Raw genomic sequence first — 11,461 nt, 5'->3', positions numbered from 1 at the left:
CAGCACGCTGGCGCCGGTGCTGGTGACGGGCGTCTTCAATGCGACCACCGAGAACACGAACTCCTACGCGGCCCGGGCGGTGACCATCGGCAAGACCGAGGAGGCGATCAAGGACATTCCGCAGTCCGTGACGGTGATCACGCGCCGACGCATGGACGACCAGAACCTGTCGACCATCAGCGAGGTGCTGGAGAACACGACGGGCGTGACGATCAGCGAAGTGGCCGATGGCGGCCGCAATTTCTATTCGCGCGGTTTCAAGATCACGAACATCCAGTACGACGGCGTGCCGCTGTCGCGCAGCTTCTACGCGGTGGGCAACAGTTTCACGGGCAGCACGGCGTATCTGGATCGCGTTGAGGTGTTGCGAGGCGCGCAAGGCCTGATGGAAGGCGCAGGCCAGCCGGGCGGATCGGTCAACTTCGTGCGCAAACGCCCCACGGCCGAGACGCAGGTGTTGATGGAGGCGCGTGCCGGTTCGTGGGATCACGTGGGCGGCATGCTGGATGCGGGCGGCGCGTTGAACGCCGACGGCAGTCTGCGGGCGCGTGCGGTGCTGGACTACGACACCAAGGGTTCGTTCATCGACGTGGTGAAGGAACGCAACACCAACCTGTACTTTGCGCTGGACTACGACGTGTCGCCGCGCACGACGGTGGGCGCGGGTGTGCTGGTGTCGCGCGTGCGGTCGACGCCCTTCTTTGGCGGGCTGCCGCGCTACAGCGACGGCCGCTCGCTGGACCTGAAGCGCTCGACCTTTCTGGGCGCGGACTGGAACCAGTGGGATCGTGACGAGACCCAGGTCTTTGCCGACCTGACTCATCGTTTCAACAGCGACTGGCGGCTGAACGTCGCGGGCACCTACGTGAAGGAAAGCAGCCTGACGTCGGCACTGGATGCGACGGGGGCGGTGGACCCGGTGACGCTAATGGGGCCGATGCGCAATGCCTGGAACTACGACAAGTCCGCCGAGCACTTTGGCTTTGATGCGAATGTGAACGGCCGCTTCACGACGTGGGGCATGCCGCAGGACCTGACGGTGGGCGTCAGCATGTCGCGCCTGAAATCCAGCGATCGGATCGAGTACGCCTCCAATTACCTGCCGCTGGATGTGTTCAATCCGGATCCGCATGTGCCCAAGCCCGAGAGCTTTCCGGACTCGAATCGTCTGTCCCGCTATGACCCGCACGTGCAGAAAGGCATTTATGCGCAGTTGCGCAGCAGTCTGACGGATGACCTGACGCTGGTCTCCGGTGGGCGATTCAGCTGGTTTGAAAGCCGCTACACGACGCAGGCCGCAACGTGGGACGACGTCAGCACCGCGAAAGCCAGCGCCGAGTTCACGCCGTTCCTGGGGCTGGTGTACGCGCTGACGCCGCAGTGGTCGGCCTATGCCAGCTACGCAGATATCTTCGAACCGCAAACCGCGACGACGCTGGACGGCAGCGTCCTCAAGCCCATCGTGGGCGCGAACTATGAAGTGGGCATCAAGGGCGAGTTGATGGACGGCAGGCTGAACACGTCGTTCGCCGTGTACCGGATCGACCAGAAGAATCGCGCGGTGCAGGATTACGAGGCCGGGCCGGTCTGCAACGGCGGCTATTGCTCGCGCGCGGCGGGCAAGGTGCGCAGCCAGGGCTTCGAGGCCGAGATGAGCGGCGAACTGGCGCCGGGCCTGCAAGTGGCCGCGGGCTATACGTTCAACAGCAACAAGTATCTGAGCGACCCCGAGCGCGAGGGCCAGACCTTCAGCGAGGAAACGCCTCGGCATATGCTGCGCGTGTGGAGCGAATACCGTCTGCCGGGTGACTTGAATCGGTTGAGCGTGGGCGCGGGCGTCAATTGGCAGAGCGCGTTGACCAACACGATCTCAAATGTGCGGCGTCCGTCCTACAGCGTGTGGAATGCGCGCGTCGCGTACGACCTGACCTCGCATTGGACTGCCGCGGTGAACGTGAACAACCTGTTCGACAAGGTCTATTACGAATACCCGGGCTATCTGGAAAACCGCAACAACTATGGCGCGCCGCGCAGCGTGCTGCTGACGCTGCGGGGAAGGTTCTGACGCGTTCTTTGTGCAATTGAAAACGGCCTGCCGGATGTTTCGGCAGGCCGTTTGCTTTATGTGCGATCAGGCGACGTTGGCGAAGCGTTTTTCCAGGTACGCGATGATGTCGTTGGACTCGTACATCCAGCGCGTGCCGTCGGCATCTTCGATGCGCAAGCAAGGCACCTTCACCTTGCCGCCGCCCGCCTGCAATGCGGCGCGTGCTTCCGCGTCGTGCTTGGCATCCTTCAGCGCGACCGGCACATTGAGCCGGTGCATGGCGCGGCGTGTCTTCACGCAGAACGGGCAGGCCTGAAATTGATACAGCGAGAGCGCGGCCGCGTCGGCGTTGACGGCGGCCTGGCCTTGCGGCGAGCGCTTCTGCGGACGCGGACGGGTCAGTGCGTCGCCCAGGACAATGATTTGACCCAGGCCGACACGCAGGGCTTTGACGAGCATGAATGGGGACTCTAAAGGGTGAGAGAGGCTGTCAGTCTACTCTGAGCGGCTGCACGGATGCTTCTGGGGCCGGGTACGACGCAGGCGCATGACCCGTCGCCTGCAAGTTGCGGGAGGCATCCAGCAATGCGACTGGGACGTGGAGCGGCTAGTCGATATTCATGAGCGCTCGCCGCGATATCATGCCCTGGCGTCTTCGCTCTAGGCCCGATCGGCCAGATGGGCAGCAGACGCCGATAGGCTCAACCTCCGAACTCATAAAGGAACGAAGACCGATGACGCTGTCTCGCCGCGTGCTTGCCCTTGTATGCGTGTCCGCCCTGTTCGCCCCGCTTGCCGCGTGGGCACAGTCACCCAGCGATGAAGCGCTACAGGCCGAGGCGGCAGCCATGCGGAAACGGCACGTCGCCAACACCGACGAGCTGTTCGACCAGGCCCGCAAGGACATGGCGATTGTGGTGATCCCGACCGTCAATTTCGATGCGGGAACGCCGCGCAACTTCGATGATGCGGCCACGCGGGATCAATTTACCCGCCAGCACAGCACACTCCTGCATTGGCAGCATAAGACCGAGAAGGGCTTCGCGATGACCGTGGGCCAAGGCAAGCACAAGTTCGATGTCTCGGACACGGGCCCGCTGTTCCAGACGACGCGCGGCGCGCTCGCGTATCAGGTCATTCCGGTGTGGCCCGGCGAGTACCGGCTCAATCGCATTACTTACCACCAGCCGCGGACGGCGTTGCCGGACTCGGATGCGCGCGCGAAGTCAATGGATTATCTAAAGAACCTCGGCATGGCCACGCTGACCGAGACGGCGGATATCGACTTCAAGAAGGAAGGACCCTGGACGCCGCTTGTGCCCAGCGAGGATGGGCTGGGTTCCGGCTGCGAAGTCACGTTGCGTTTCGGGGAAGGCTGCAATGAGGCCGCGCGGGAGTATCGCTGGGTGGAGGGGGCCAGGCGCGCGTTCCACAATCGCGAGGCAGAGATGTTGCCGGTCGCCGGCGTTGACACGGAACTGCTCTTCACGCCGTTGGCCACGATCACGCTGGAAGCGGGCGATGTGGTGCTGATGGATGGGTACAAGATGCCGGATGACCAGCCGGTCATGGTCAAGGATTCATGCGGGGTGCTGGCGCGGGAATGGGTGTGTTTGGTGGAGTCGATGACGCTGGAGCGTCTGCCCGCGAGTCTTGAGGATTTTCGGAAAGCGCGTAGTGCTGCGAGTTTTGAGTTGCCGAAGCTGGATGCTGCGTTGCAGGAGTTGGTTTATCGGGAGCCTAAGTATTACTTCGAGCCGGCGGCTGGGGCGGCGAATCGGTTTGAGATGCGGAAATATTGATTAGGAGCCGGGAGCAAGCCGAATGACCGAAGCTAGCGGCTCTGGGTTGTGGTCTGTGTGCGCTGACTGGAACGAAATTGTGAACGCCACTACGCTGTCCGCACACGGTGCCATCGCAAAGAACCGTGCAGGAGACCGCACCTCATGCACTTGGTGGCGCAGCGCTTAGTCCGGCACCCGATGATCATTTGGGTGTCGTACATCCCGCGCGTGCCTTCCGCTTCTTTGAAGGGATCGCAGCAAGGGCTACTTCCAATGACGAGTCGAATAAGCCATTTGTTTTTACTGCATTGACGCACCGTCAGGACGTCATGCATGCGGCCAAATCATTTCCCCGGGTAGGCAGCAGATCAAATTGTGATTGTTGACGTGGAAAATTTCGGGATCTACAGAGTCTTGCTCCCCCACGAAAAATACCCAGCCTTTTTGCCGACTGTTTTTCTTAGCTTTCTCTGCGGCTTCTTCCCGTGTTACTTCAAACTCTCTCATGAGCGTGTCTCGGCGCGACTGACTCCAGGTCGACCAGTTGACATGGATCCGAGACAGGCTTTCGTGTTTTTTTGTCTCTTGATTCCAATTGCCCACGTTGAGCGTCAGCACACAGGATGCGTCTGTCAAAACAGGGTCCACTGTCCAACGGATCGCAGCGTAGTACAGATGTTTTGGATTCTTGAAATGAGACGGTCGTTTGCTCCCCAGGTACCAAAAAATTTCTGCATACGTCGTGCCATAGACGCCGGGGATAGAGAAGGGCAAGATTGCTCTGTCAAACGGGAAATTTATGTAAGTGCGGCATGCTGGCCTGATTGTCTTAACTGTATGCCCGTGATGCTTACGCGAGATCCCGCTGTCCGTGCCTCTGCTTTTTCTTCCACTTCCTTCTCGACCGTCTCGTAGGGGGGCTTCTGTGGGGATAACCGAGCGCTCGTCGTTCATCGCCAACCTGTTCGGGAATGGTAGCGGAAAGCCATCTGCGCTTCCGACGCTCCTGCGCTTCGCGCTGTTGATGAGTTTCACTTCGCCATCCACGTCACATCCGTTGGAATGCTGATTCACGGGACCGAGAGTGAAGTACGGGCGCCTCTTGTTTACTTCCTTAATGTAAGACGCTGGAAATACTCCTACTTCGCACCCCCTGCAGATGTAGCGACTTTGGTCAATTGTGGAGATGATCCACAAATCTTCGGCCTCAACCAGTTCGAGCGTGTATTTATCTCGCGCGGTATGCACTGCGACTCCTCTTTAAAAATTATCGTCGTGACGAATCAGCCTTCAAGGTATTTCTGCACGTCATCACCGACTCGGTGCAAACGTAAGCGGCAACACTGTAAACGGCAGAATCGGACAGAAATTTAGGTTGGAACGGCAGGCAGCACTTTTATAACCTCGCACCGGCGCGCGGGAAGTCGTCTGCCAAGCCTCTTGCCAGCTCAATCACCTTCATCTTGCGTTTCGTCAGAACCTCGTTGGTTTTTTTTGTGCGCGGAAGCGCGACTCCCCCATACGACACCTCGACCTTTTGACCACCAAGGCTGAACTCAGATAGAACGTCGTTGGCGCTGGAGCATCGGTATCTACTATGCGGCGGCGCACTGGCTCGCGGGTTCGCAAGTGGGTGCCTTCGCGTCAACTTCGATTGGTTCTCGAAGGTGAAAGGGGCAGGTGTCGGTGGACAGGAAGGAGAGGCGTACCCGCTTATGCGTAAGAGTCGACCAAAGAACTGCGAGACCTGCAGGCGCGTTGCGTAATGCGAACATGCATGCCTACAGGTGTCGGGCCCGCGCCTAAGCTAATTGTCGTTCGCCTAGCAGCACCCCGCTCGTTTCGCTCCGTCGGATTTCAAGCCTTGCGAGGCTCGAAATCGGGGCCAACCTTTCAGAATATCGAATCTTAGGGATAGCTTTGATGGCCAAGAAATCTCAACCCGAGAGTGCCGAATTTGAGGCAGCTCTGCTGCGAAGCGCAAAGCAGGCTGCACAAGGCCAGTACGCTCGCGTGCACAAGCCCGATGACATCGTGCGCCGCCGCGGCCGGCCCGTGGGCAGTACCGCTGCAACGCGAAAGTCGGCGACCACCATTCGTCTTGATGAGGAGGTCTTGTCAGCTTTCAAGGCGACTGGGCAGGGTTGGCAGACGCGTATCAACAACGCGTTGAGGGACTGGTTGAAGACGCATCGATTGACGTGAGAAGCGTGCGTGCACTCGCATGCGATCAGCGTCGACGTTCCGGTCAATATGGGCGCTGTCTCAAGTCTGCGCCACCTCATTCCCATTCAACGTCCGAAGTCTCCTCAACTCCGGAAACCACCGCATCCACAGCGCGGCGACCGCAATCGTTCCAACCCCGCCGATCACCACGGCGGGCACCGTGCCAAACAACTGCGCAGTCAGACCCGATTCAAACTCCCCCAGCTGATTCGATGCGCCGACAAACAAGGTGTTCACCGCGCTGACCCGTCCCAGCATGTGATCGGGCGTATTCAACTGCACCAGCGATGACCGCACGACGACGCTGACCGCGTCTGCCGCACCCAGCACGACCAGCGCGGCGATCGATAACGGAATCGAGGTCGATAGCCCAAACACCGTAGTCGCCAGACCAAACACGATGAGCGAGCCGAACAGCAATCGCCCGACGTTTTCACCGAGGCTCAATCGCGCCAGCGTCAACGACATCAGCGCCGCACCGCACGCAGGCGCCGCACGCAAAGCACCAAGCGCCCATGGACCTGCATTCAGAATGTCCTTCGCAAAGATCGGCAGCAGCGCCGTCGCCCCACCCAGCAGCACGGCAAAGAGATCCAGCGACAACGTGCCCAGCAGCAACCGGCGCTGGAAGATGAAGGTGATCCCGCCAAACAGCGTGCGCCACGTCGTCGGTTCTTTACGCGGCGGCGCGCGTTCGATGACGAGCGTGGCGATGGCGATGAAGGCCGTCAGATACAGCGCGGCGGCGACGCAGTAGATCCACCCTGCCCCGAGGCTGTAGCCGACGCCGCCGAGCGCGGGGCCCGCGATCTGGGCGATCTGGCCGCCGGATGAGGACAGCGCGGTGGCGCGCGGCAGCCATTCGCGGGGGACGACGGCGGGGATCAGCGTGGAGAGCGTCGGCGCTTCGAAGGCGCGGGCCGAGCTCATGATGATGATCGTGGCGTAGATGAGCGTCTTGCCGCCGACGCCGTGCAGCGCGGCGATCGCGAGCACTAGGGTAGCCAGCGCTTCGAGCGCCATGCAGACGGCGACGATCTTGCGGCGGTCGTAGCGGTCGGCGACGTGGCCGACGACGAGCGTGAGTGCGGCCATCGGCAGGAACTGGGCGAGGCCGATGAGGCCGAGGTCGAGCGCGCTGCCCGACAGCGCGTAAATCTGCCAGCCCACGGCGACGGAGACGATCTGGAATGCCAGCGATGCCGCGACGCGGCCGCAGAGGAAATGCAGGAACGGCGGACGAGAAAGCGGACTGGGCGTGTCGGCGGCGGACATGGTGGGCGTGGCGCGGGGGGAAGCGCCGATTCTAGGCGAGGGGCGCTGACGGACAGCTAAACCCGCGCGAGCCGCATAAACAAAACGGCTCCCGGCGTTACCGCCGGAAGCCGTCGGGTACGTTCAAATCGCCGTTACTCGATCGAGACGAGTTCGGCGCCTTCCGTCACCTGATCCCCCACCCCATAGAACACTTCCCCCACCGTACCGTCGGCGGTCGCAGAAATGGTGTGTTCCATCTTCATCGCTTCCATCACCAGCAGCGGCTGGCCCTTTTCGACCTTGTCGCCCGCCTTGACCGAGATCGAGATGATCTTGCCGGGCATGGGCGCGGCCAGTCCCGCGCCGTGGTCGCCCTGCGTGTCCTGCGAGTGCGTCAACGCGTCATATAGCTCCAGGACGTGCGAGCCGTCCTCGCGGAAGACGTAGGCGCGGTCGCCATGCAGGACGACGGTGCCGGCGCTTTCATGGCCTTGCAGCGTGATGCGCAGGCCATAGGCCAGATTCGGATTGGCGCTGGCGTGCGAGCGCCACAGGAACGGCCGCGCGCCGTCGCCGGTGTCCAGCGTCCACGCGCCGCCCTGTCGGGCCACGGTGACGTGGCGAGCTTCGCCGTTGTCGGTCCATTGCAGTTGACGCCGATACTGGCCGCCCAGACGCCAGCCGTCGCGCGCGTCCCACGGGTCGGTGGGGCCTTTGCCTGCGCCTTGCGTGCCCGGCTGTGCGAGGCCCTGCCGCACCAGCACGGCCGCAGTGGCCAGCGCCAGCGCGTCGGCGTCGGCGGGTTGCGGGTCGGGCAGCAGCGTGGCGCGCTGGCGTTCGATGAGACCCGTATCCAGATCAGCGGCCGCAAAGGCGCTGTCCTTCATCAGCCGCGCCAGGAAGGCGACGTTGGTCTGCACACCGACAGCCTGCGTCTGCGCCAGCGCTTGCAGCATGCGGGCGCGGGCCTGGTCGCGGTCGGCGCCGTGCACGATGAGCTTGGCGATCATCGGGTCGTAGAACGGGGTGATGGTGTCGCCCATGCGCACGCCGCCGTCGACGCGGATGTCGCCGTTGGCAAAGGCGGTGTGCGGCGGCAGGCCCAGGTAGGCAAGCGTACCGATGGACGGCAGAAAGCCCTTTTCGGGGTTCTCGGCGTAGATGCGGGCTTCGATGGCGTGGCCGTTGATGCGCAGGTCTTCCTGGCGCGCGGGCAGCGGCTGGCCGGCGGCGACGCGCAGTTGCCATTCGACGAGGTCGTGGCCGGTGATCATTTCGGTGACCGGATGTTCGACCTGCAGGCGCGTGTTCATTTCCATGAAGTAGAAGCGGCCGTCGGGCTCGGCGATGAACTCGACGGTGCCCGCGCCCACGTAGCCGACGGCGCGCGCGGCGGAGACGGCGGCCTCGCCCATGGCGCGGCGGCGTTCTTCGGTCATGCCGGGGGCGGGCGCTTCTTCGATGACTTTCTGGTGGCGGCGCTGCACGGAGCAGTCGCGCTCGAAGAGGTAGACGCAGTTGCCGTGCGTGTCGGCGAACACCTGGATTTCGATGTGGCGCGGCTTTTGCAGATAGCGTTCGATCAGGACGCGGTCGTCGCCAAAGCTGGACGCGGCTTCGCGCTGGCACGAGGCCAGTGCATCGAGGAATGCGCCGGACGATTCGACGATGCGCATGCCCTTGCCGCCGCCGCCCGCGCTGGCCTTGATGAGCACGGGATAGCCGATGCTGTCGGCCTGCGATTTGAGGAATTGCGGATCCTGGTTGTCGCCGTGATAGCCGGGCACGAGCGGCACGCCGGCTTTTTCCATGAGGGTCTTGGCGGCGGACTTGCTGCCCATCGCGGCGATGGCCGATGCCGGCGGGCCGACGAAGGCGATGCCGGCGTCCTGCGCGGCCTGGGCGAAGGCTTCGTTTTCCGACAGGAAGCCGTAGCCGGGGTGGATGGCGCCGGCGCCGGTGTCGCGCGCGGCTTGCAGGATGGCATCGGCGCGCAGGTAGCTGGCACGCGGCTCGGAGCCGCCGATGTAGACGGCCTGGTCGCACGCCGCGACGTGACGCGAGTTGGCGTCCGCGTCGGAATAGACGGCGACGGTGCGCAGGCCCATGCGGCGGGCGGTGGCGGCGACGCGGCAGGCGATTTCGCCGCGGTTGGCAATCAGCACAGTATCGAACATTGCGTTATCCAAGCTGAAGTGTTCGGAAAGGGCGCGAAGCGCGTAGAAGTGGGGTTCGGCCTACGGATGCGACCTACATCCGGAAGACACCGAACTTCGTGTCTTCGATGGGCGCATTCAACGCCGCGGACAACGCCAGCCCCAGCACGCGGCGCGTATCAGCGGGGGCGATGATGCCGTCGTCCCACAACCGTGCGGTGGCGTAATACGGATGGCCTTCGCGCTCGTACTGTTCGCGGATCGGCGCCTTGAACGCCGTCTCTTCATCGGCCGACCATTGCCCGCCGCGCGCTTCGATGCCATCGCGCTTAACAGTCGCCAGCACGCTGGCGGCCTGCTCGCCGCCCATGACTGAAATGCGGGCGTTGGGCCACATGAAGAGCATGCGCGGCGAATACGCGCGGCCGCACATGCCGTAGTTGCCGGCGCCGAACGAGCCGCCGATCAGCACGGTGAACTTGGGCACGTTGGCCGTGGCCACGGCCGTCACCATCTTGGCGCCGTGGCGCGCGATGCCTTCGTTTTCGTATTTGCGGCCGACCATGAAGCCGGTGATGTTCTGCAGAAACACGAGCGGAATCTTGCGCTGCGCGCACAATTCGATGAAGTGCGCGCCCTTTTGTGCGGACTCGGAGAACAGGATGCCGTTGTTGGCGACGATGCCGACGGGCATGCCGTGAATGTGCGCAAAGCCGGTGACAAGCGTGGGGCCGAAGCGCGACTTGAACTCGTCGAACTCGGAGCCGTCGACGATGCGCGCGATGACTTCGCGCACGTCATAAGGCTTGCGGGTGTCGGCGGGAATGATGCCGTTCAGTTCGCTGGGGTCGAAGCGCGGTTCGCGCACGGGGATCGTGGCCAGCGGCTGCGGCTTCTTGCGGTTCAGGCGCGCAACCGCATTGCGCGCCAATTGCAGCGCGTGCATGTCGTTGGCGGCCAGGTGGTCGACGACGCCCGACAGGCGTGTGTGCACGTCGCCGCCGCCTAGGTCTTCGGCGCTGACTTCTTCGCCGGTGGCGGCTTTGACCAGCGGCGGGCCGCCCAGAAAGATGGTGCCCTGGTTGCGGACGATGATGGACTCGTCGCTCATGGCGGGCACATACGCGCCGCCGGCGGTGCACGAGCCCATCACCACGGCGATCTGCGCGATGCCTTGCGCCGACATCTGCGCCTGGTTGTAGAAGATGCGGCCGAAGTGGTCGCGGTCGGGAAAGACTTCATCTTGCTGCGGCAGGTTGGCGCCGCCCGAATCCACCAGGTACACGCAGGGCAGATGGTTCTGCGCGGCGATCTCCTGCGCGCGCAGGTGCTTCTTGACGGTCATCGGATAGTAGGTGCCGCCCTTGACCGTGGCGTCGTTGCAGACAATGACGCACTCGGTGCCGGACACGCGGCCGATGCCGGTGATGACGCCCGCGCCGGGCGCGTCGCCGTCATACATGCCGTGCGCCGCCATGGGCGACAGTTCCAGGAACGGGGTGCCCGGATCGATCAGGTTTTCCACGCGGTCGCGCGGCAGGAGCTTGCCGCGCGCCGTGTGCTTGGCGCGGGCGGATTCGCTGCCGCCCAAGGCCGTCTGCGCCAGCTGCTGGTTCAGATCGTCCAGTTGCGCCTGCATGGCGCTGGCGTTGTCGATGTAGTCCTGCGACCGCGGATTGATGCGGGATTCGATGATGGGCATGGGGTACCACCCGTCCTGCTTGATTGGAATTTGAAGGCGCTCGAAAAAGAGCGGGTTGTCTCGCTGCCCGGTGGGCCGGGCATTCTTGTCGATTTGGTAAATCAGGATTTCGTTGCGCCTTTCCTGCATGGCCCGCGACCGACCCGTCGCGGTAGTTGCAATGCCAGAAAGGCGCAGCGAAATCCTGCTCAAGAAACGGGCCGAAGCCCGCACCTCAAGCAGGCAACTGCTTAGACCATTTCGATGGCCATCGCGACGGCTTCGCCGCCGCCGATGCACAGCGTGGCCA

Annotated in this window: 8 protein-coding genes; 3 read left to right on the top strand and 5 right to left on the bottom strand. The window is 63.1% G+C overall.

What is annotated here, in order from left to right; translation table 11 throughout:
• On the top strand, positions 1-2,065 hold a 2,065-nt coding region (locus B3446_RS28475; protein WP_291387553.1), incomplete at its 5' end, for a TonB-dependent siderophore receptor.
• 66 nt (positions 2,066-2,131) lie between these two features.
• Here the strand turns inward: B3446_RS28475 and B3446_RS28470 are convergent.
• Positions 2,132-2,506 (bottom strand): glutaredoxin family protein, encoded by a 375-nt coding sequence (locus tag B3446_RS28470; RefSeq protein ID WP_291387551.1) that lies wholly within the window; start codon positions 2,504-2,506, stop codon positions 2,132-2,134.
• 275 nt (positions 2,507-2,781) lie between these two features.
• Here B3446_RS28470 and B3446_RS28465 point away from each other — a divergent pair, with 275 nt between their 5' ends.
• Positions 2,782-3,849 (top strand): hypothetical protein, encoded by a 1,068-nt coding sequence (locus B3446_RS28465; RefSeq protein WP_291387549.1) that lies wholly within the window; start codon positions 2,782-2,784, stop codon positions 3,847-3,849.
• Between the two features lie 309 nt (positions 3,850-4,158).
• Here the strand turns inward: B3446_RS28465 and B3446_RS28460 are convergent, their stop codons facing one another.
• Positions 4,159-5,079, bottom strand: a complete 921-nt coding sequence (locus tag B3446_RS28460; protein ID WP_291387547.1) for a hypothetical protein — start codon at positions 5,077-5,079, stop codon at positions 4,159-4,161.
• A 675-nt stretch (positions 5,080-5,754) separates the two neighbouring features.
• Here B3446_RS28460 and B3446_RS28455 point away from each other — a divergent pair.
• Positions 5,755-6,036, top strand: coding sequence for a BrnA antitoxin family protein (locus B3446_RS28455; RefSeq protein ID WP_291387545.1), 282 nt, complete (start codon positions 5,755-5,757; stop codon positions 6,034-6,036).
• A 60-nt stretch (positions 6,037-6,096) separates the two neighbouring features.
• On the opposite strand, the gene B3446_RS28450 is transcribed toward B3446_RS28455, so the two are convergent.
• The 3 genes from B3446_RS28450 to B3446_RS28440 all read right to left on the bottom strand — a co-directional run bounded on the left by B3446_RS28450 (position 6,097) and on the right by B3446_RS28440 (position 11,172).
• A complete protein-coding gene (locus B3446_RS28450) occupies positions 6,097-7,332 on the bottom strand; it encodes an MFS transporter (protein WP_291387543.1) in 1,236 nt (411 codons plus the stop codon).
• 134 nt (positions 7,333-7,466) lie between these two features.
• Positions 7,467-9,491, bottom strand: a complete 2,025-nt coding sequence (locus tag B3446_RS28445) for an acetyl/propionyl/methylcrotonyl-CoA carboxylase subunit alpha (protein WP_291387542.1) — start codon at positions 9,489-9,491, stop codon at positions 7,467-7,469.
• Between the two features lie 73 nt (positions 9,492-9,564).
• Positions 9,565-11,172 (bottom strand): carboxyl transferase domain-containing protein, encoded by a 1,608-nt coding sequence (locus tag B3446_RS28440; RefSeq protein WP_291387540.1) that lies wholly within the window; start codon positions 11,170-11,172, stop codon positions 9,565-9,567.
• Between the last annotated feature and the right edge of the window lie 289 nt (positions 11,173-11,461).

This window comes from Achromobacter sp. UBA5777, assembly GCF_002418565.1.
Taxonomy (GTDB): Bacteria; Pseudomonadota; Gammaproteobacteria; order Burkholderiales; family Burkholderiaceae_B; genus Achromobacter; species Achromobacter animicus.
Note: the sequence above shows the minus strand (reverse complement) of the source record. Positions and strands in the feature narration are given on the sequence as shown.

Bases quoted from the DNA above. Each gene is read 5' to 3' on its own strand.
- B3446_RS28470 (WP_291387551.1), bottom strand. From the start codon at position 2,506: ATGCTCGTCAAAGCCCTGCGTGTCGGCCTGGGTCAAATCATTGTCCTG.
- B3446_RS28455 (WP_291387545.1), top strand. From the start codon at position 5,755: ATGGCCAAGAAATCTCAACCCGAGAGTGCCGAATTTGAGGCAGCTCTG.
- B3446_RS28445 (WP_291387542.1), bottom strand. From the start codon at position 9,491: ATGTTCGATACTGTGCTGATTGCCAACCGCGGCGAAATCGCCTGCCGC.
- B3446_RS28450 (WP_291387543.1), bottom strand. From the start codon at position 7,332: ATGTCCGCCGCCGACACGCCCAGTCCGCTTTCTCGTCCGCCGTTCCTG.
- B3446_RS28440 (WP_291387540.1), bottom strand. From the start codon at position 11,172: ATGCCCATCATCGAATCCCGCATCAATCCGCGGTCGCAGGACTACATC.
- B3446_RS28465 (WP_291387549.1), top strand. From the start codon at position 2,782: ATGACGCTGTCTCGCCGCGTGCTTGCCCTTGTATGCGTGTCCGCCCTG.